This is a genomic window from Bradyrhizobium sp. SZCCHNR2028, from assembly GCF_032380995.1.
Classification (GTDB): Bacteria; Pseudomonadota; Alphaproteobacteria; order Rhizobiales; family Xanthobacteraceae; genus Bradyrhizobium.
The window spans coordinates 35243-53981 of sequence record NZ_JAUHJF010000005.1; the positions used below are offsets into that span (position 1 = coordinate 35243).

Below are 18739 nucleotides of genomic sequence, written 5' to 3' on the forward strand. Positions count from 1 at the left end.
TCCTATGTGGTCAGCTTCACCAGGGCCAGGCTGAAGCCTGCGATGAACAGGAAGGCGAGCAGGCCCAGCGCCAGGGGCCGCAGGCCCTTGGCCTTGAGCTTGGCGAAATCCGTTTCCAGTCCCATCGCGGCCAGCGCCATCGACAGCAGGAACGTGGTCGCCGTCACGATCACGGTCTTCATCTCGGCGGGTATGCTGATCACGCTGTTGAGGCCGACCAGCGCAATGAAGCCGAATACGAACCAGGGCAGCGGCGGCTGCGCATTGCTCCGGGTCTCGCCGCCATGGCGCGCGCGCCGCGTTGCCAGCAGGCCGAGCGTGAGCACGACCGGTGCCAGCAGCATCACGCGGGCCAACTTGGCGATGGTGCCGAACTCGCCGGCCTGCTGGCCCTGCTGAAACGCGGCCGCGACCACCTGGGCGATCTCGTGAATGGAGGCGCCGCTCCACAGGCCGAAGGCGTGCGCGTCGAGATGCAGCAGTGTCGGAAGCAGCGGATAGATGAACATTGCGATCGAGCCGAACACTGTGACGCAGGCCACCGCATAGGCGACGTCCTCGTCATGGGCGCGCGTGACCGTGTTGGTCGCGATCACGGCGGACGCGCCGCAGATCGAGGTGCCGGCGGCGATCAGCTCCGCCAGCTTACGATCGACGCCGAGCAGCCGTCCCACCCACACCGTAAACAGGAAGGTGCCGGTGAGGCTCAGCGCGATCACCACGAGTCCGCGGGCGCCGACCTCGACGATCTGGGCGGCCGTCAGTTGCAGGCCGAGCAGGATGATCGCCAGCCGCAGCACGCGGCGCATCGAGAAGGCGACGCCGGGCTTGGCTCGCGCCGGCGTGCCGATGACGTTATGCAATGCCATCCCTGCCACGATCGCGAGGATCATCGGGCTGAACAGGCCGAGGCCCGGCACCAGGCGCAGCCCGAAGGCGCCGGCCGCGAGCGCCGCGGACAGCGCGAGCCCGGGCAGCAGCGTCGGTGCCGCCGGCGTCGCAGGCGCGTGGGCAGGTCGATGAGGAACGGCAACGGGCGCATCGGCGATCAAATCATGCGACGGGGCAGCCATGGAAAACTCTCCCAAACAGGGTCTGGAGAGGAGAATTTCATGCTGCGATCAATCGATCCAACAGATTATATCGTATATATCATTCGTTCAAATCGATCAATTCCTGGCTCGCTCCCGCATCTCACCCGCGGATCGGATCACGACTCCAGCACCCGCCTCCGGAGCTCGGCATCGGGCACGAAGCAGGATTCGTATTTGCCGAAGATGCGGTAGCGGTTGCGCGCGACCAGGCTGTAGACCGCATCGCGCAGCGGCTTCGGGATGGCGAGCAGCGCGCGCGTCCAGCCCCAGCCCGGCAGGCTCGACAATACGGTCAGCGCAGCATCGGATTTCAGATGCGCCTTGCCGCCATGCACCACCGCGTTGGTGTCGGGCTCCTGGGGATCGATGCCGAAGGCCTGCGCCAGCCGGGTGCCGTAAGGCGACTGGATCGGCGTGAAGCGGAAGCGCTTGGCGGTGTCGCGCGCGATCACGAACTGCACCCAGCGGGAGCAGAACACGCAGACGCCGTCGTAGAGGATCACATCATCGTCGGGCCAGTTGGTCATCAGCGATTGTCCATCATGAGCAGCGCGACCAGCATCAGCACGATCGCAGGTCCCGTCTTCACCAGCGCGCCGAGCGGCTCGAGCCAGAGGTCGGGCGTGAGGATCGCGCAGCCGAGCATGTAGCCGAGCGAGACGAGGATGCCGGCGGCGAGCCCGAATGCTGCGGTTCTGCGGAACGCGATCAATACGCCGACCGAAATGTCCATCATGCTGGTGATCGCCGCAAATGGGACGGCGAACCAGTCGGGCCAGCCGCGCGTGGTCAGGATCGCCGTGGTCGCGGGGAACGAGACCAACAGTGCGATCGACCCCGACGCGACCCAGAACAACACCAAGCCGGCAATGATCAGCGCCTTGATCAGGAACAGGCGTGCGAACCATTTGTCCTGAATGGTGGCGCCATGTGCGCCGACGGCGCGGTCCAGCGTCGTGGGTGTGATGCCGGTCGCAGCGATCCACGGTGCGGGATCGCCGTGCACCCCGCGGCGAAGCTCGGCAATCGCGGTGGTGCGCATCGGCGGCATCCAGCCGAGCCGGCTGCAGAGGTCACCGGCGAAAGCGCCGAGATTGATCAGCGGCGCGGGCACGGCAACGCGTGGCCAATCCATTGTGCCGAAACTGCGCCGAAACGCACCGAGCACGTCGCCAAGCGTCACCGCCTCGGGCTGCATCAGGTCCCAGCTCACCGCGCGCGTCGCCTCGTCATCGATCGGCCGCATCGCGAGCCAGGCGATGGTCGCGGCGATGTCCGCGACCGCCACCGGCTGGAACGGTGTCGCCGCATCCTTCGCCGGCAGGTCGACCGGAAGCGCCGCGAGCGCGCGGACCATCGCGCTGCCGCCATAGGCCGACGGCGCGATCACGAAGCCGGGGCGCAGGATGGCGTAGGGAATGCCTGAGGATGCAATCAGCCGCTCCGCCTCGCGCTTGGTCGTAGCGAAGGCGGTGTGATCCTCATCGGCCGTGCCGGGGATCGAGATGTGAATGAAGCGCACGCGACGGCCGCAGGCCGTGATCGCTGCGAGCACGCGCGCGACGAACTCACGATGCACGGCCGTAGTGTCGCTGCCCGGGCCATCCTGCAGCACGCCGAGGCAGTTGACGACGACATCGATCTCGTGGGCGCGGATCAGACTCGCCAGAGCCGGCGCATCGAGCGCCATGATCGGCAGCTCGATGTCGAACGGCGACACGCGTTGTGATGGCGAGAACGCGCGCGCCACACCGACCGTCGCACAGCCACGCTGGCGCAGATCGTCGGTGATGAAGCGTCCGATCAGGCCGGAAGCGCCAAGCACGAGGATGCGGTGGTTGGTCGACGTGATCATGCGCGTCTCGTCAGAACGGCTTTGCGATCATCAGCCAGAGAATGGCCATGACCGCGCCGAAGCCGGGGATGCCGCACAGGAACCAGCGGCGGAAGACGATGAAGTAGCGCGGCGGCAGCTCCTCGGCGCCGACGTCCGCGAGGCGCGCCAGGTCGCGCAGCTCGATCTGCATGAAGATCACCGGCACCCAGAACAGCCCGGCGACCGCGTAGAGCGCGAGCGAGGTGAGCAGCCAGCGATCGGTCATCGCTGTCGACGACAGCCATATCAACGTGCCGCCGGTGACCGGTTGCAGCAGCACCGCCGAGAGCGTGAACAGCATGTCGGCAATGACGACGACGCCTGCGGTGTGCGCGATGAACGCGGCCTCGCCGCTCAGATGCGCCATCAGCATGAAGAATGCGATCCCCGTGCCGGTGCCGAGAATGACGATGGCGCCGAGCACGTGCAGATATTTGACCAGGAAATACAGCGTCATCGTGTCCTGCTAGTTCGGCGGCATCGGATGCGTCGACCGACGTGTCGTTGTCAGCGCCCGCGGCAGCAAATCCGCCGCCAGTGCCACGCCGTCGTCGTGCTCGATCATCCAATGCCCCTCCTCGCCGAACGCTGGCAACAGCTTGAAGCCCGCCTGGCCTCCGGCCGAGTTGAAGGCCTCCGCAAGCCGACGCGAAAGCGGTGGTGGAAAGTAGCTGTCATTGGCCGCAACCAGCCATGTGACCGGCACGCGCGCGCCGCGTCCGAACGCGCGGGCCGTATCAAGCAGGCGCGCCTCTGCACAGACACGCCCGGGCACGTCGTCGGCATGCCCGCCACGGCCGGGAGCGAACACGACGATTGCTGAGACGATCTGCGGCGGCTGATCGGCGAGCGCCAGCGCGCCCCAGCCGCCGGCCGAATGGCCGATGATGACGGCGCCGCCCTTCGCGGCAAACGGCTGCTCGCGCATGTCCGCGAGCGCGCGCAAAATCTGCGCCGCCGTTGCGCGTCCTGCTTTCTCATAGTCCGCGTCGGCGCAGCCGCCCTGGTCTTCGACGTAGGGACCGCCCGTGCGGCCGTGCCCGAGCCGCTCCGGGACCAGCACGGCATAGCCCCGCCCCACCAGGAGACGCGCCAGCGCCGTGTAGGTGGGCTGCGGCAGCTGTGCCCGCCACAGCGGATTCTGCGTCGAGGCATGCGCGATCACGGCCAGCGGAAACGGCCCGTGGCCGGCAGGCCGATAGAGGATCGCACGCGCGGGAATTTCGGTCTTGATGGACGGTATCAGCCATTGCTGCCGGCGCGCCGGCTCGGCTTCGGGCGACGCGGGACCGAACGGCTGTGCCGTTGCGCCGGCTGCCGACAGGACGACCAGTGCGAGCAACCATGAGACGCAGCGAAGCAGCACCATTCAGCCGAACGGGAAGATGTTGAGCTTGCGCCACACTAGCCCACGCCGCGGCCGGTCAGATGCAGTTTTTCCCGCGACGTATGAATCGGCGGTGACAGGACACCACCGACGCCCGACAATGTTGCGAAATTGTCCCTTTTCGGCACAGCTTTCCGCCACGGTGATGCCGAAAGTCCACAGGTTAACCGATCTTTAACGTGGCACCTTGAAGGCGGACCGCCGACTTGCTTTGATCTCGTTATGAGCACAACCCTGATCGAAGTCCGTCCGGCCAAGGCTGCAGATGCGGCTGCGGTGGCGTCAGCCCATGATGAAGCCTGGCGTTCCGCCTACCAGGGGATCATCCCTGGCGCAGAGCTGGAGAAGCTGATCAACCGGCGCGGCCCCCAATGGTGGGACAGCGCGATCCGCAAAGGCAGCCGCGTCAGCGTGCTGGTGTTCAACGACAAGGTCGCAGGCTATGCGAATTACGGCCGCAATCGCGCCCGCAGCCTGCATTTTGACGGAGAAGTCTACGAGCTTTATCTGCGACCGGAATTTCAGGGGCTGGGGTTCGGTCGCCGGCTCTTTCAGTCCGCCAAGCGCGACCTCGCGCAGAGCGGCCTGAAGAGCATGGTGGTGTGGGCGTTGTCCGACAACGATCCCGCCACCGAGTTCTACCGCGCATTGGGCGGCCGCATGGTCGCGCGGTCGTCGGAGCGCTTCGGGCCGAAGTCGCTCGACAAGGTCGCCTTTGCCTGGACCAACTGAGCCTGGACCGGCTGTGCTCTGTGCGCGTTAGGCGTTAACGCGCCCTCGAATTGAACTGAAAGTGTTGGCCTGAGGTAGCTGTTGCGCAGCCGCGATTTTTTTGCGACTGCGAATGCCAGCGCTCATTCCACGGGCGTCCGACCCTGAAACGTTCAAGTTCTACGGAGCATCCATGCGCATCGACGCCATCCCGATCGGGAAAGATCCGCCGCGCGAGGTCAACGTCGTCATCGAAGTGCCGGTTGGCGGCGAGCCGATCAAGTACGAGCTCGACAAGGAAGCCGGCACGCTGTTCGTCGACCGCTTCCTCTATACGGCGATGCGCTACCCCGGCAATTACGGCTTCATCCCGCACACGCTGTCCAACGACGGCGATCCCTGCGACGTGCTGGTGGCCAACACGCGCGCGATCGTGCCCGGCGCGGTCATGAGCGTGCGCCCGGTCGGCGTGCTGCTGATGGAGGACGAGGCTGGCGGCGATGAGAAGATCATCGCGGTGCCGTCCTCGAAGCTGACCCAGCGCTACGACAAGGTCCGCACCTATTCGGACCTGCCGGACATTACGCTGCAGCAGATCCAGCACTTCTACGAGCACTACAAGGATCTCGAGCCCGGCAAGTGGGTGAAGGTGCTACGTTGGGGCAATGCCGACGACGCCCACCAGCTGATCGCCGAGGGCATCGCGCGCGCCAAGGCCGCGAAGAAGTGAGAACGATTGACGTCATTCCGGGGCAGCCGCGCAGCGGCTGAACCCGGAATGACGCAGGTGGTTACACCGCCGGCTTCGGCAGCCCGGCAATGGCGCAGGCGGCGCGCAGCGTGTTGACCAGGAGGCACGCGACCGTCATCTGGCCGACGCCGCCGGGCACCGGCGTGATCGCACCCGCCACTTCGGCAACTTCAGCATAGGCGACATCGCCGACCAGCTTCGTCTTGCCGTCAGCCGTTGGGATACGGTTGATGCCGACGTCGATCACGGTCGCGCCCGGCTTGATCCAGTCGCGCTTCACCATCTCCGGGCGGCCCACGGCGGCGTAGACCAGATCGGCGCGCGCGGTCAGCGCTGGCAGGTCGCGCGAGCGCGAATGCGCGATCGTCACCGTGGCGTTCTCGTTCAGCAGCAACTGCACCAGCGGGCGGCCGACCAGGTTGGAGCGGCCGATCACGATCGCGTTCAGGCCCTCGAGCGAGCCGTGGACGGTCTTGCTGAGGATGATGCAGCCGAGCGGCGTGCACGGCGCCAGCGCCGGCTGGCCGCCGGCGAGACGGCCGGCATTGTGCGGATGCAGACCGTCGACGTCCTTGGCCGGATCGATGGCGTTGATGACGGCCTCGGTCTCCAGCCCCTTCGGCAGCGGCAGTTGCACCAGGATGCCGTGCACGGCGGGATCGCGGTTGAGCTTGCCGATCAAGGCCAGCAGCGCGTCCTGCGAGACGTCGGCGGGCAGCTTGTGCTCGAACGAGGCCATGCCGGCGGCCTGGGTCTGGGTGTGCTTGCTGCGGACATAGACCTCGGACGCCGGATCGTTGCCGACCAGCACCACGGCGAGGCCGGGTGTCAGGCCATGGTCGCGCTTGACCCGCTCGACCTCACGGGCGACCTGCGCGCGCAGGTCGGCTGCGATGATCTTTCCGTCGATGATGATCGCGGTCATTTTGCTCTATCCTCGGTTCAAAGGCTGTTCATCGAGCAAGATGCTGGCCGCGTGCTCCCACCCTCCCCTGGAGGGGGAGGGTCGATCGCACGCGAAGCGGGCGAGCGGGGTGGGGTGAAAGCCACGGATGCCGGTGCCGGTGGAGAGATCACCCCACCCCGCCTCACGCTCGCTTCGCTCACCGTGAGGCGACCCTCCCCCTCCAGGGGAGGGTGAAGATCGCCGCTTGCGAAGCCGAAAGGCCTCGGCTCGCGCTTCTTGCGTCTATTCTCGTTGTTTCCGGGTCGGCTTATGGGCTGCAATGAGGTCGCGCAAGGCCTGATCGAGCGCGGACGGATCGCCGTCGATGGCGACCTGCTTCAGCCGTGACGTCGCGCCCGAGGTGATTCGCACGGCCTTCTTGGTGACGCCGATCGCCTTGGCCAGCAGCTCGGTCACGGCGCGATTCGCCTCGCCGCCATCGGCGATCGCGCGCACCCGGACCTTCAGCACATTGCGGCCGTCGGACAGCGTCTCGACGCCATCGACGGCGTCCCGGCCGCCGCGTGGGGTCACCCGCAATGCGAGGGTGACGCCGCCCTTCGAACATCGCCAAGGGACCATCGATAGGGACCCTCGATCCGAATCAGCATCAGACCTGAGTTGACGCAAGCAGCACCCTTGAATCCCGCGCGTCTACGTCAGTGCGTGCAGGCGCTAGACAAACAGACCCTGAAGCGCCGGGATGATCACGAACCGGATGAACTGGATGAGGATGAAGAGAACGAGAAACGAAAGGTCCAACGCTCCGGCAGGAGGCACGAAGCGCCGAATCTGTCGGAGCGCGGGCTCTGTCAGAGCATCAAGCGTGTAAAGCACCTGTCGGACCAAGTCGTTCCGGACGTTGATGACGCTGAACGCGACCAGCCAGGACATGATTGCCGCAACGACCAGGATGAACACGTACAGGCCGAGAAGCCAGTCAACGAAGTCTAAGAGGCGTATCATCCGGGGTTCCTGGAACGAGATATCACCCGGTTAGATATCTGTTCCCTCCCGCGCAAACAAGGGAAGGTGCCCGTCAAGGCTAACAGGCGATGTGACCGTTCTTGACTTGACCAGGGCACCGACTGTAAATGGCGCCCGATCTGCCGGCCGCCTGTTCCCAACATCAAAGCGGTCGTGTTACGGGGCCATAGCTCAGCTGGGAGAGCGCGTCGTTCGCAATGACGAGGTCGGCGGTTCGATCCCGCCTGGCTCCACCACGCTTCGCCTTTCAGGCTACGCGTGGCGCAGCCACGCAATGCCTGAAAGGCGAAGCGTGGTGTCCGGCGTAGCCTCCTGGCGAAGCCGGGCTGAAGTCTGAACATTCCAAGCCAATCGACTGACCAGGACGCCGATCCTACTCCGCCGCCTCGGCCATCGCAGCCGCCGGCTCGCGCGCCAGCCAGCCATCCAGAAAATGTGCCAGCCAGGCCCGCTCGGCGGCATCATGCACGGCGCGACCCTCGAAATGATGGTGGCGCAGACGGGCGCCGGGGGTGTCCAACCGGGCATGACCGCGGGTGGTCCAGCGGCACATCATCGCGTAGGTCACGTCGGGGTGGAACTGCAGCCCGGTGGCGTTCTGGTATTGATAGGCCTGCACCGGAAAGTCGCCGCCCTCGGCGAGCAGCTCGGCGCCATCGGGCAGGTCGAAGCCCTCGCGGTGCCAATGATAGACGTGATCAGGCCAATGCGGGCAAAGCCTGCGCCCGGCCCGGGTCGGGCGGATCGGATAATAGCCGATCTCGGCGCGTCCCTCTGGATGCGGCGCAACCGGGGCGCCGAGCTGGATCGCCAGCATCTGCGCGCCCAGGCAGATCCCGAGAAACGGACGCTGCTCCCGCAGCGGCACCTCGATCCAGTCGATCTCGCGGCGGACGAAGTCGTCCGGATCGTTCGCGCTCATCGGACCGCCGAAAATAACGGCACCCGCATGCCCATCGAGCGTCTCCGGTAGCGGATCACCGAACCGCGGCCGGCGGATGTCGAGCGGATAGCCGCGGGCGCGCAGGGCGTTGCCCACGCGGCCAGGGCTCGATGTTTCCTGATGCAGGATGATGAGGACGGGCCGCTGCGGCGCAGCCGCCGGGGCCAGCTTCGAGTAGAGATGCCGAACGTCCGCCTGGGTCCCGTTCGGATGGAGCGAAGGGTCTTGCCTGAGCATCACCTGGCGATCATAGCTAAGCAAAGGTTAACGGCGCGTGAGCGAGCGCACATTGCAAAGCAAGCGCCGGGCCAGCGCGATCAGGTCCGCTTCAGCTGCAGCCGGCCGACCGCGGCGAGGATGAAGCCGCGCGGGAACCAGCGCAGCATGAACGGCACGATCTTGATGCCGAGCCCGGGCAGCACCACGCGCTTGTCGGCCATCAGGCCGCGATAGCCGGCTTCCGCCACGGCCTTGGGCGAGACGTTGAGGATCACCGAATCCACGCCCGGCTTGAAGCCGGCGCGGTCCTGGAATTCCGACGGCACCGGACCGGGACACAGCACCGTGACCCGGACGCCATGCGGCGCCAGCTCCTTGCGCAGCGCCTCGGTGAACGAGATCACATAGGCCTTCGAGGCGTAATAGACCGCCATGCCAGGCCCCGGCAGGAACCCGGCCACCGATCCCAGATTGAGGATGCCGCCCTTGTTGCGGATCAACTGGTCGGAAAAGCGCAGCGACAGCTCGGTCAGGGCGCGGACGTTCACCGAGATCATGTCGAGCTGCTCGGCGCGGTCGAGCTGCACCGCCTTGCCGAACAGGCCGAAGCCGGCGTTGTTGACGAGATATTGCAGCTCCAGGCCGGCAGCCGACAGCGCAGCCTCGATGGTCGCGCCGGCGTCGGGGGAGGTGAGGTCACAGGGGATCACCAGCGGCGCCGGGCCGCCCTTGGCGGCGATCTCCTGCGCCAGCGCCTCGAGCCGGTCTTCGCGCCGGGCCGTCAATACGAGCCGGTGCCCGTTCGCGGCAAACACGCGCGCCAATTCGCTGCCGATTCCGGCAGAGGCACCCGTTACGAGCGTGACACGTTCACCCACGATCCCTGCTCTTCGATCACAATTTGCACATCATCCAATTGCGGCGGACGAGAGCATAGTGGGACGGGAACATGCAAGACACCGCGATGCATGGCCTTGCGCTGGATTGCGGCAATAGCCTCGGATTCACATGGATTTACATGAACGGGGGTGTCCGGAACAAAATTAAAGTTTGTTCATCTCCGCATGAAGTCGGTTCCACCCGGAGCGACGCGGTTCAAGCCGGGGCGCCGGACTTGCGCGCCGCCATCCGGTGCTTGAGGTCGAGGCGGTCATGCGTGGAGATGCCGAGCAGCTCCGAGGCGCGCCAGACCACATTGTCCTCGAATTCGGTGACCTTGCCGTCGGCGTAGACCAGCTCCCACATCATCTCGACGATGCGCAGGCGGCCGGCTTCGTCGACCTCGCGCATGATGACGCTGGTGAAGCGATAGAGATCGACCGCGTCGCCCTCCGCCAGCATGCCTTGCGCGATCAGCCGGTCGGCGCTGCCGGGATCGAGCCCGAAGCGCCGCTCGATCAGGCCGTGCAGCTTGCGACGCTCGATCTGGCTCGGTTCGCCGTCCAGCGAGATGACGTGGATCAGCAGGGCCGTCGCCGCGAGCTGATAGCCATTGTCGTCGAACGCCGGGGTCTGCTGCGGCGAAACGACGTCGGCGATGAATTGGCGCAGTCCTTCGAGCATGGCGTCCTTCGCTGTCAGATCCGTAGCGGACCGCAAACCGGCCGGCGAATGCTCATTATATGCAAATGCCGCGCTGCGCCGGCAATCCGCTGCGACCTTTGGACTGCATGACATTTCGGTAAGCCTCAGGGGATTTCGTACACCATCATGCGGTCGGCGATGCCGCGCAGCGCGGCGTGCTTCTGGATGGGCGCGATCTTCGCGCTCCGCAGGATGTCGGCAACGCCGGGGCTCTCGATCACGGGCGCGGTGAGATGGATCTCCTGCGCGGTCGACAGGCTCTGCACGCGCGACGCGATGTTGACGGTCTGGCCGAAATAGTCCTGGCGGTCGTTCAACATCACCGCGAGGCACGGCCCCTCGTGGATGCCGATCTTGACCACGAGATCCTCGGTTCCGCGCTCGGCATTGAGCTGCTGCATCGCCGCGCGCATGCGCAGGCCCGCGGACAGCGCATGCTCGGGCTGGATGAAGGTCGCCATCACGGCATCGCCGATGGTCTTCACCACCGCGCCCTTCTCGGCGTTGATGATCTCCAGCAGCGCGCGGAAATGCGCGCGCACCAGGTCGAAGGCCGCGAGATCGCCGACGCGCTCATACAGCGCGGTCGAGCTCTTGAGGTCGGTGAACAGGAAGGTGAGTGAGGTGATCTTCAGCCGCTGGTCGATGTTGAGATTGTCCGCCTTGAACACGTCGCGAAAGGTCTGGTTGGACAATATGCGCTTGGCGGTCAGGAAAGGCCGGCGCTTGCCGAGGAGATGGTGGAGCGCATCGCCGGCAACGAAGACGGTCGGCAGCGTCCGTACGCCGGCCTGATTGTCGAGCGCCAGTCGCAGCGGGCCTGGACGCAACGTGATCGATCCGGTCGGAGGATGCGCCCTGTTGAATAGCAGTCCGAGCTGCTGGCGCTCCTTGGTGGGCTCGCCCTGAACGTCGATGAAATGCGCAGAATGCGTCACCGGTTCGAAGATGATGATGAAATCGGATGGGAGCTGCAGTGAGAGCACGGCCTTCTCACCGGCTGGCAGCTCGAGCGCATCAAGCGTCACTTCTTCGCTGAGCGAGGCAAAAGACTCCCGGTTGAGGTCGATCCCGGAACTCCAGAAGACCTGCTTGTAATACTCCCAGAGCGGCAGCGTGTTCGGATCGTGAGCGGCGATGCTCCTGACCTTGGAGCTCACGGTGAAAGCAACTTCGACCTGCTCGTCGATGGAAGGCTCGTAGCCGCAAGCGCATAGTCCGCAATGGTAATCGTCATGGCGGAGAGATTTCAGCGTGGCGTGCGCATCCAGCACGCCGCTGCAGCCAGGACAGAGCACGTTCCAGGTCAGATCGAACAAGCCGATCCGTGCAGCATGCAGGAACCCGGAAATAACCCGTTCTTCATCGAGACCGGCGCGCGCCGAGAACTCCAGGGCATTGATACGGTTGAGTTCGTGATCTTCACCCGCCTCAATCAACCGTGTGATCGCGTCCGCAACGGCCGGATCGGCGGTCTGCTTCAGAACCGAAAGCTGGGCCTGGATGTCGCTCATGGCGTGTTAAGATGGTGCCTAGCAAACCCACAAGCAAGAGACGAAGCGATGGCCCGGCCGCCGCCGGGATCAGACGCCCGCCCTGGGCGTGAGCTTGAACAGCGGCGAGCGATCCGGCTGGGTCGTGACCACGCCGACCGGCATCACGGGTGCGGCGTCGAGCATTTCGATGTCGAAGGCCGCCACCAGCCGTGCCAGCGCCAGCACCGCCTCGGTCAGGGCGAAATGAGCCCCGATGCAGACCCGCGCGCCCGCTCCGAACGGCAGATAGGCAAAGCGCTCCGGCGGCGGCGCGCCCGGCATGAAGCGATCCGGTATGAAGGCGTTGGGTGTTTGCCACAGCCTCTCGTGCCGGTGCAGCAGCCAGGGCGAGATCAGCACGACGTCGCCGCGCTTCACCTGGAACTCGGCGATACGGTCCGGCCCGCTTGCGGCGCGCGCAATCAGGAAGGCGGGCGGATAAAGCCGCAGCGTTTCGTCGATCACCGCGCGTGTGAACGGCAACTGATCCGGATTGCTCAGATCCGTCGCGGCGCGCGCCTCCTGCGCCAGCCTGTCCTGATTGGCCGGGTCGAGCGCGATGAGATACAGCGCCCAGAACAGCGCCGTCGCGGTCGTCTCGTGCCCGGCGAGGATCATGGTCGCGACCTCGTCGGCGAGCTGCGCATCGGTGAACGCAGCGCCCGTTTCCGGATCGCGTGCCGCGCCCATCAGGTCGAACAGGTCGCGCGGCGGCGCATCCTCCAGCTTGCCGGCCGCGCGCCGCTCGGCCATCAGCATGGCGACGAAATCGGTCCAGCGCTTGCGGAAGCGTCGGCGCGCGAAGTCGCGCGGCGTCGGCCAGGACAGCGGCAACACGATGTCGAGCAGATGCGGGCTGGCCAGCCGCGCGCCATACTCGTAGACGAAATCGCGCAGGGTGGCGCCGTGCCGGCCCATCTCGAACGAGAACATCGTGCGGCCGGCGATGTCGAGCGTCATGCGCTGCATGATCTCGCGCAGGTCGAGCGGCTGACCGCATTGCTCTCTCAGCCGGACAACGGTCTCGTCGGTCACCGCGACCATGTGCGGAACGAGGCCGGAAACGGCGCGCGGCGTGAAAGCCGGCGCCAAGGTGCGGCGCTGGTGCTTCCACGCCTTGCCTTCGGCGATCAGCAGCCCCTCGCCGAGCACTGGACGCAGCACGCGGATGGCGCCGACGGTGCGGACGTAGTTCTCCCAATTGTCGACCAGCACATGCTTGATGGTATCAGGCGTATTGAGAATGTAGCTGGAGCTGCCGAAGAAGCGGCCGCGGATGATGTCGTCCTCATAGGCGCGCTGGCTCCAGGTCGCGATCGCGTTGTCGCCCATCATCAGCACGCGGCGCAGCGCGCCCATGCTGTCCGGCGCCCGCGGCGGCGTTGGAGGAACCAGTGGCACGCGTGCCTGCGGCAGGTAGTGGACTTCGGCGGTACTCATTCACTGCCTCTCGACGCTGTCGTGAGCGGGGAACGGCGGACCGGCGGCATGCCGAGCGCCGGCTGCTGTAGGACGAACCGGCCGGCCGCGGAACGGCGGTTTCCTGCCAGAGGTAATTCGGTCACCTCGCTTGCAACATGCGTGGGAGAGCGCGATTCAGCGCTCTCCGAGGCCGTGATGTACCATCATACTCCAGCAACTAATTAGTCAGCTCGATCATCGCAATCCTGCTCTCCGATGCTGGCCAAAGACGGGCGGCGATGCGTTCCTCGTTGAACAGTCCGATGACGCTGCGCCCGACGTCGCCCGCCGGCAGCCGCAATGTCGTCGCTGCATCGGTCGGTATTCCCTTCTGTACGTCCCCGGGTTCCTTGCCGTCGAGCAGCACGATGTCGCGCGGCAGGCCGAAATAGCCGCGCGGCCTGATCATGATGAGAATCGCTCCGGCGCCGGCATCGGCCTGGCCGAGCGGCCGCGCCGCGCGCAGATGCACGACGTCGGACGAACGCGGGAACGGCGAACGGTAGAAGTGCGTGATCGGCGCGCCCGGCGAGGTCAGCACGATCTCGAGATAGGATGTCGGATCGACCTTCGCGGGACCCCAGCGTCCGTCGGCGCCGGCCTGGCCGCGATAGACAGGCTCGCCGTTGCGTGCGCCGGTCTCGATCGAGACGCGATAGACCTCCACGCTTGCGCCCGCCACTGGGCGATTGGTCGGCGCGCCGCCCGGCGTTCCCGTCACCAGGCCGCTGATCCGCACCTGCTGCTCGGGCTGGATCGCGATCTGCGTCGGCTCACGGCCGGCGATGAATTTGTAGATCTCGCGGAACGCGCGCGGGTGGAATGCGACCTCGCGATGGTCGAGCGCGCCGATCACGAGATTGGTCGCGCCCTTCAACGCCGGCCCTTCGGCCGTGATCCCGGTCGGCACACCAGGCTTGCCGACCAGGCGGCCATCGGCCTGCGCATATTTGTCGAGGCCATCGCTGCGCAGCGTGAGGAAGGCGGTGCCCGCGGTCACCTCGCTGTCACCGGCATTCAGTCCGCGCAGGAACGGGCCGCGGCCGTTGAACTCGCTGCCGGGACTGTCCTCCCAGTCGAACACGCCATGATTGGGCGTGCCGCACAGTACGGCATGGCTGATATCGCCGCCGCCGCCGTTCTTCACCACATTGCGGATCGCGTTGCCGCCGCGCGAGCTGCCGACCAGCGCGATCCGTGCTGCACCGGTGCGCTCCTTGAGCGCCTTGATCGCTTCGGCAAGTTCGCGCCGCTGGTCGTCGGTCGACGAGCGACCCGGCTGCGCCACGGCGTCGTCATTGCGCGCCAGCGGGTCGGTGAAGTTGAGCGCGGCAAGGCGCGTTCGCGGCACGCCGTTGGATTCCATCCGCCACAGCGTCGTCAGCCAGAGCGCCGCGTGGTCGCCATTGCCATGCACGAACAGGATCGGGGGAATCTCGCCTGCCGATGTGGTCGCCGCCGCCGTTTGCGCACGTGCAGGTAAGGTCAGACCGCTGGTGAGCAGGGGCAGGGTTCCCATGGTCTGCAGAATGGTGCGGCGCGTCAGCTTCATCGGCGGTCTCCCTTTCGTCTCATTCATTTTGTGTTCGTTGGCCGCGGTCCATGATGCGAGCCTGAATAGCGAGCACTGGACAGCGGCGGACATTCGCAGGCATCACATACGTCCGGGCGGAATCAAGCGATAGTTCAATGCGGACGGACGACGTGGACGGAACGGCATGAATGCGCCGCAGAAACGTGAGCTGTTTGCGGCCGAGAGCATCGCCGCGCCGCTGCGGCACGCTGTGTTCCGTCGCATCTGGCTGGCGAGCCTGCTGTCGAATCTGGGCCTGCTGATCCAGGCCGTGGGCGCCGCCTGGGCGATGACGCAGATGACGTCGTCGGCCGACAAGGTGGCGCTGGTGCAGACCGCCTTGATGCTGCCGGTCATGTTCATCTCGATGCCGGCCGGTGCCATCGCCGACATGTATGATCGGCGCATCGTCGCGCTGGTTGCGCTTGCGGTGGCCCTGGGCGGCGCCACCACCCTGACCATGCTGGCCTGGCTCGGCCTCGTGACCCCAGAGCGGCTGCTGGCGCTGTGCTTCGTGATCGGCAGCGGCATGGCGCTGATGGGGCCGGCGTGGCAATCCTCGGTCAGCGAGCAGGTGCCGCCGGAGACGCTGCCGGCCGCGGTCGCGCTGAACGGCATCAGCTACAACATCGCCCGCAGCTTCGGCCCGGCCATCGGCGGCGTGGTGGTCGCCGCTGCCGGCGCGGTCGCAGCCTTTGCGGCGAATGCGCTGCTGTATCTGCCGCTGCTGGCCGCGCTGTTCCTGTGGCGGCGCGTCGTCGAACCGAGCCGGCTGCCGCGCGAGCCGCTCAACCGCGCCATCGTCTCTGGCGTCCGCTACATCGTGCATTCGCCGTCGATCCGGATCGTGCTGATCCGCACGCTGGTCACCGGCATCATCGGCGGCTCGATCTCGGCGCTGATGCCGCTGGTGGCGCGCGACCTGCTGCATGGCGGCGCGCAGACCTACGGCATCATGCTCGGCGCCTTCGGCATGGGCGCGGTGGTCGGCGCGCTCAACATCGGCGAGATCAGGAAGCGGCTGTCCGGTGAGGCCGCGATCCGCACCTGCGCGCTGACCTTGGGCGCGGCCACCGCCGCCGTCGCACTCAGCACCGCGCCGGTGCTGACGGCGGCGGCGCTCGTCATCGCCGGCGCGGTGTGGATGCTGGCGGTGGCGCTGTTCAACATCGGCGTGCAGCTTTCGGCGCCCCGCTGGGTCGCGGGCCGCGCGCTGGCGGCATTTCAGGCGGCGATCTCCGGCGGCATCGCGATCGGCAGCTGGGGCTGGGGCCGCCTCACCGACGCCGCCGGCGTCGAGGTCGCGCTGCTGGTGTCGGGCGCGCTGATGATGGTGTCGCCGCTGCTCGGCCTGTGGCTGCGGATGCCGCCGATCGGCGCCCGCAACGAGGACGGCGAGACCTTGGCCGATCCGGAGGTGCAGCTCGAGCTGACGCCGCGCTCGGGGCCGCTGGTGGTCGAGATCGAGTACCGCGTCGCCGAGGACAATGCCCGCGCCTTCCACGACCTGATGCAGGACGTGCAGCTCAGCCGCCAGCGCAACGGCGCCTATGGCTGGTCGATCGCCCGCGACATCGCCGATCCCGAATTATGGACAGAGCGCTATCACTGCCCGACCTGGATCGACTATCTGCGTCAGCGCAACCGCTCGACCCGCGCCGAGCGCGAGCTGCACAAGCGCGCGATCGACTTCCACATCGGGACGGATCCGGTGCGCATCCGCCGCATGCTGGAGCGTCCGTTCGGCTCGGTCCGCGCCAGGGATGACATCGACCGCACCGCCGAGCAGGCGCCGGCCGTTGCGACGGGTGCCCGCAGCGGGCCTTAGAACGGCGAGGGCAAGCGTAGCCTTCGCAAGCTATGCCCGCTTTAGGATGCTGCTCTCAGCTGCAATCAAGAAACCCGCTACTGCACCTTGATCACGACCTTGCCCTTTGCACGGCCGGTCTCGACATAGGCGAGCGCCTCGGGCGTCTGGGTGAAGGGGAATATCTTGTCGACGACGGGGCGAATCGCGCCGCTATCGATCAACCCGGCGATCTGCTCGAGTTGCCGGCCATCGGCGTGCATGAACAGGAATGAATAGTCAACGCCGAGGCTCTTTGCCCTCTTGCGCACGCTGCGGCTCAACAGCCGGATAACAAGCTTCAGAACGGCGTTCAGCCCGAGAGCCGTGGCAAAGGCCGGGTCGGGCGGCCCCGAAATCGAGACAAGGCGGCCGCCCGGCTTCAGCACGTTCAGGGATTTTGCTAGCGTCTTCGGATCCTGGCTGTGCAGCACGACGTCGTAGCCGGAGAGAACTTTCTCGAAGTCCTGGGTCGTGTAGTCGATCACCACATCGGCGCCGAGGCTGTTGACGAGGGCGGCGTTCTTCGCACTCGTCGTCGTCGCGACCGTCGCCCCCAGATGCTTGGCAAGCTGGATCGCGATCGTGCCGACTCCGCCGGAGCCAGCCTGAATGAAGACCTTCTCGCCCGGCTTCACCTTCGCGACATCGACCAGAGCCTGCCACGCCGTCAGCGCGACCAGCGGCACGGACGACGCCTCTTCCATCGTCAGTGTGCGGGGCTTGAGTGCGACATCGTCTTGGTGGATGGCGATGAATTCCGCGAAGGTGCCAATGCGGTGATCTCTTGGCCGGGCATAGATCTCGTCGCCGACCCTGAAGCGGCTGACCCCATCGCCGACCTTGACGACGGTCCCGGCGACGTCGTGACCGAGCACAAAGGGCAGACGGTAGGGCAGGAAGATCTTGAACTCGCCGTCCCTGACCTTCGAGTCGATCAGGTTCACGGCCGAGGCATGAACGCGAATGAGGACGTCAGCGCTCTGGACCTGCGGATTGGGCCGTTCGACGAGGCGTAGCGGGCCCTTCTTCTTGTACTTCTCGACGACGTAGGCTTTCACTGGGCTCTCCGGTCTGTGTTCCTTGCCTGGCAAGGTTTGGCTTCCGCCGTGCGATCTGCACAAATTCAGGTGTGGTCGAGGCTGATGGCGCCGCGCGTGACGTCATCCGAACGCACACGACGCGCGCATCGGGGGTTCATTCAGGCTTAGGAAGCTGATGCGCGCGAAGGCCAGCCAAGGTGCGGATCGCGAGTTTTCCGCTCCGCAGGATGCCACTCGACGCCTCTTCGTCGACTGCGCGTGCCAGTTGGAGCGTCCCGATCAGGGTCGCAAAGATCGCGCATGCCACATCTTCCCTCGCTTCGACATGGGCCGGAAGTGCTTCCGCGAGAAGCAGCACAAGGGCGCGAGACTGTTGGGCATACATGCCGCGCGTCTCTTCCGGCTGCCGCGCAAGCTCCGGTAACAGTGCCGCGGAGGCGCAGCCCTGCCCCGGATGGTCCCGGTGTTCGGGGGAAAGATAGATGTCGATCAAGCGATCGAGTCCCCCTTCGTCCAGCACCTCGCGCAGCCATACGGCCTGCCTGCCGAGGGAGTCGGAGATCGTCTCGCGGACGAGATCGGCCTTCGAAGGGAAGTGGGGATAGAAGGCGCCGTTCGTCAGGCCGGCATCCTTCATGATCGTCGCCAGACCTGAGCCCGCAATTCCATCCGTGCGGAAGCGCTCGACAGCGACGTCCATGATCCTGCGGCGCGACGTGTCTTTTCGGCCCTTTTCGTATCGCATGAAGCCTTCGTCCGCATCTCTATTGCATTATGATCATA

19 protein-coding genes and 1 tRNA gene are annotated in these 18739 nt (G+C 66.1%); 4 read left to right on the forward strand and 16 right to left on the reverse strand.

The features are described 5' to 3' along the window. Positions 1–2: 2 nt before the first annotated feature. The 5 genes from QX121_RS10390 to QX121_RS10410 all read right to left on the reverse strand — a co-directional run bounded on the left by QX121_RS10390 (position 3) and on the right by QX121_RS10410 (position 4339). Positions 3–1073 (reverse strand): YeiH family protein, encoded by a 1071-nt coding sequence (locus tag QX121_RS10390; RefSeq protein ID WP_315811864.1) that lies wholly within the window; start codon positions 1071–1073, stop codon positions 3–5. Between the two features lie 137 nt (positions 1074–1210). Beyond that, on the reverse strand, positions 1211–1621 hold the full coding sequence (locus QX121_RS10395; RefSeq protein ID WP_315811865.1) for a thiol-disulfide oxidoreductase DCC family protein: 411 nt from the start codon (positions 1619–1621) through the stop codon (positions 1211–1213). Further along, the gene (locus tag QX121_RS10400) at positions 1621–2949 is read right to left on the reverse strand and encodes an SDR family oxidoreductase (protein WP_315811866.1); all 1329 of its coding nucleotides are present in this window, start codon (positions 2947–2949) and stop codon (positions 1621–1623) included. Before QX121_RS10400 ends, QX121_RS10395 begins: the two co-directional genes overlap by 1 nt. 10 nt (positions 2950–2959) lie before the next feature. After that, positions 2960–3427 carry a DUF2269 domain-containing protein gene (locus QX121_RS10405; RefSeq protein ID WP_315811867.1) on the reverse strand — a complete coding sequence of 156 codons (468 nt, stop codon included), beginning with the start codon at positions 3425–3427 and terminating at the stop codon, positions 2960–2962. A 9-nt stretch (positions 3428–3436) separates the two neighbouring features. Further along, entirely contained in the window at positions 3437–4339 is a 903-nt protein-coding gene (locus QX121_RS10410) for an alpha/beta hydrolase family protein (protein WP_315811868.1), read from the reverse strand. A 240-nt stretch (positions 4340–4579) separates the two neighbouring features. Between QX121_RS10410 and QX121_RS10415 the strand changes: the two genes are divergently transcribed. Further along, the gene (locus QX121_RS10415; RefSeq protein WP_006611902.1) at positions 4580–5089 is read left to right on the forward strand and encodes a GNAT family N-acetyltransferase; all 510 of its coding nucleotides are present in this window, start codon (positions 4580–4582) and stop codon (positions 5087–5089) included. 172 nt (positions 5090–5261) lie between these two features. After that, entirely contained in the window at positions 5262–5798 is a 537-nt protein-coding gene (gene ppa, locus QX121_RS10420; protein WP_011923519.1) for an inorganic diphosphatase, read from the forward strand. 61 nt (positions 5799–5859) lie between these two features. Here the strand turns inward: ppa and folD are convergent, their stop codons facing one another. The 3 genes from folD to QX121_RS10435 form a co-directional block, all read right to left on the reverse strand. After that, positions 5860–6744 carry a bifunctional methylenetetrahydrofolate dehydrogenase/methenyltetrahydrofolate cyclohydrolase FolD gene (folD, locus tag QX121_RS10425; RefSeq protein WP_315811869.1) on the reverse strand — a complete coding sequence of 295 codons (885 nt, stop codon included), beginning with the start codon at positions 6742–6744 and terminating at the stop codon, positions 5860–5862. Positions 6745–7008: 264 nt separating this feature from the next. After that, positions 7009–7347, reverse strand: a complete 339-nt coding sequence (locus tag QX121_RS10430) for a DUF167 domain-containing protein (protein ID WP_315811870.1) — start codon at positions 7345–7347, stop codon at positions 7009–7011. A 93-nt stretch (positions 7348–7440) separates the two neighbouring features. Further along, positions 7441–7731, reverse strand: a complete 291-nt coding sequence (locus tag QX121_RS10435; protein ID WP_315740475.1) for a YggT family protein — start codon at positions 7729–7731, stop codon at positions 7441–7443. 181 nt (positions 7732–7912) lie between these two features. Between QX121_RS10435 and QX121_RS10440 the strand changes: the two genes are divergently transcribed. After that, positions 7913–7988 (forward strand) — tRNA-Ala (locus QX121_RS10440). Positions 7989–8125: 137 nt separating this feature from the next. On the opposite strand, the gene QX121_RS10445 is transcribed toward QX121_RS10440, so the two are convergent. The 6 genes from QX121_RS10445 to QX121_RS10470 all read right to left on the reverse strand — a co-directional run bounded on the left by QX121_RS10445 (position 8126) and on the right by QX121_RS10470 (position 15046). After that, entirely contained in the window at positions 8126–8932 is an 807-nt protein-coding gene (locus tag QX121_RS10445) for a glutamine amidotransferase (protein ID WP_315811871.1), read from the reverse strand. Between the two features lie 80 nt (positions 8933–9012). Next, the gene (locus QX121_RS10450; RefSeq protein ID WP_315758673.1) at positions 9013–9792 is read right to left on the reverse strand and encodes an SDR family oxidoreductase; all 780 of its coding nucleotides are present in this window, start codon (positions 9790–9792) and stop codon (positions 9013–9015) included. Between the two features lie 217 nt (positions 9793–10009). Further along, positions 10010–10477: a TerB family tellurite resistance protein gene (locus QX121_RS10455; protein ID WP_315811872.1), complete on the reverse strand. Its 468-nt coding sequence runs from the start codon at positions 10475–10477 to the stop codon at positions 10010–10012. 125 nt (positions 10478–10602) lie between these two features. After that, positions 10603–12012, reverse strand: a complete 1410-nt coding sequence (locus tag QX121_RS10460) for an adenylate/guanylate cyclase domain-containing protein (protein ID WP_315811873.1) — start codon at positions 12010–12012, stop codon at positions 10603–10605. A gap of 69 nt (positions 12013–12081) precedes the next feature. Beyond that, positions 12082–13473: a cytochrome P450 gene (locus QX121_RS10465; protein WP_315778199.1), complete on the reverse strand. Its 1392-nt coding sequence runs from the start codon at positions 13471–13473 to the stop codon at positions 12082–12084. 199 nt (positions 13474–13672) lie between these two features. Beyond that, a complete protein-coding gene (locus tag QX121_RS10470) occupies positions 13673–15046 on the reverse strand; it encodes a hydrolase (protein WP_315811874.1) in 1374 nt (457 codons plus the stop codon). 166 nt (positions 15047–15212) lie between these two features. Between QX121_RS10470 and QX121_RS10475 the strand changes: the two genes are divergently transcribed. Further along, positions 15213–16895: an MFS transporter gene (locus tag QX121_RS10475; RefSeq protein WP_315811875.1), complete on the forward strand. Its 1683-nt coding sequence runs from the start codon at positions 15213–15215 to the stop codon at positions 16893–16895. 77 nt (positions 16896–16972) lie between these two features. Here the strand turns inward: QX121_RS10475 and QX121_RS10480 are convergent, their stop codons facing one another. Next, a complete protein-coding gene (locus tag QX121_RS10480) occupies positions 16973–17974 on the reverse strand; it encodes an NADP-dependent oxidoreductase (RefSeq protein WP_315811876.1) in 1002 nt (333 codons plus the stop codon). A 136-nt stretch (positions 17975–18110) separates the two neighbouring features. Beyond that, a complete protein-coding gene (locus QX121_RS10485; RefSeq protein WP_315740483.1) occupies positions 18111–18701 on the reverse strand; it encodes a TetR/AcrR family transcriptional regulator in 591 nt (196 codons plus the stop codon). Positions 18702–18739 lie beyond the last annotated feature (38 nt).

What these genes read in the sequence shown, in the direction of transcription:
- folD (WP_315811869.1), bottom strand. Translation starts at nt 6,744, where the DNA reads ATGACCGCGATCATCATCGACGGAAAGATCATCGCAGCCGACCTGCGC.
- QX121_RS10460 (WP_315811873.1), bottom strand. Translation starts at nt 12,012, where the DNA reads ATGAGCGACATCCAGGCCCAGCTTTCGGTTCTGAAGCAGACCGCCGAT.
- QX121_RS10405 (WP_315811867.1), bottom strand. Translation starts at nt 3,427, where the DNA reads ATGACGCTGTATTTCCTGGTCAAATATCTGCACGTGCTCGGCGCCATC.
- QX121_RS10410 (WP_315811868.1), bottom strand. Translation starts at nt 4,339, where the DNA reads ATGGTGCTGCTTCGCTGCGTCTCATGGTTGCTCGCACTGGTCGTCCTG.
- QX121_RS10475 (WP_315811875.1), top strand. Translation starts at nt 15,213, where the DNA reads ATGAATGCGCCGCAGAAACGTGAGCTGTTTGCGGCCGAGAGCATCGCC.
- QX121_RS10430 (WP_315811870.1), bottom strand. Translation starts at nt 7,347, where the DNA reads ATGGTCCCTTGGCGATGTTCGAAGGGCGGCGTCACCCTCGCATTGCGG.
- QX121_RS10390 (WP_315811864.1), bottom strand. Translation starts at nt 1,073, where the DNA reads ATGGCTGCCCCGTCGCATGATTTGATCGCCGATGCGCCCGTTGCCGTT.
- QX121_RS10465 (WP_315778199.1), bottom strand. Translation starts at nt 13,473, where the DNA reads ATGAGTACCGCCGAAGTCCACTACCTGCCGCAGGCACGCGTGCCACTG.
- QX121_RS10435 (WP_315740475.1), bottom strand. Translation starts at nt 7,731, where the DNA reads ATGATACGCCTCTTAGACTTCGTTGACTGGCTTCTCGGCCTGTACGTG.
- QX121_RS10395 (WP_315811865.1), bottom strand. Translation starts at nt 1,621, where the DNA reads ATGACCAACTGGCCCGACGATGATGTGATCCTCTACGACGGCGTCTGC.
- QX121_RS10485 (WP_315740483.1), bottom strand. Translation starts at nt 18,701, where the DNA reads ATGCGATACGAAAAGGGCCGAAAAGACACGTCGCGCCGCAGGATCATG.
- ppa (WP_011923519.1), top strand. Translation starts at nt 5,262, where the DNA reads ATGCGCATCGACGCCATCCCGATCGGGAAAGATCCGCCGCGCGAGGTC.
- QX121_RS10455 (WP_315811872.1), bottom strand. Translation starts at nt 10,477, where the DNA reads ATGCTCGAAGGACTGCGCCAATTCATCGCCGACGTCGTTTCGCCGCAG.
- QX121_RS10470 (WP_315811874.1), bottom strand. Translation starts at nt 15,046, where the DNA reads ATGAAGCTGACGCGCCGCACCATTCTGCAGACCATGGGAACCCTGCCC.
- QX121_RS10400 (WP_315811866.1), bottom strand. Translation starts at nt 2,949, where the DNA reads ATGATCACGTCGACCAACCACCGCATCCTCGTGCTTGGCGCTTCCGGC.
- QX121_RS10445 (WP_315811871.1), bottom strand. Translation starts at nt 8,932, where the DNA reads ATGCTCAGGCAAGACCCTTCGCTCCATCCGAACGGGACCCAGGCGGAC.
- QX121_RS10415 (WP_006611902.1), top strand. Translation starts at nt 4,580, where the DNA reads ATGAGCACAACCCTGATCGAAGTCCGTCCGGCCAAGGCTGCAGATGCG.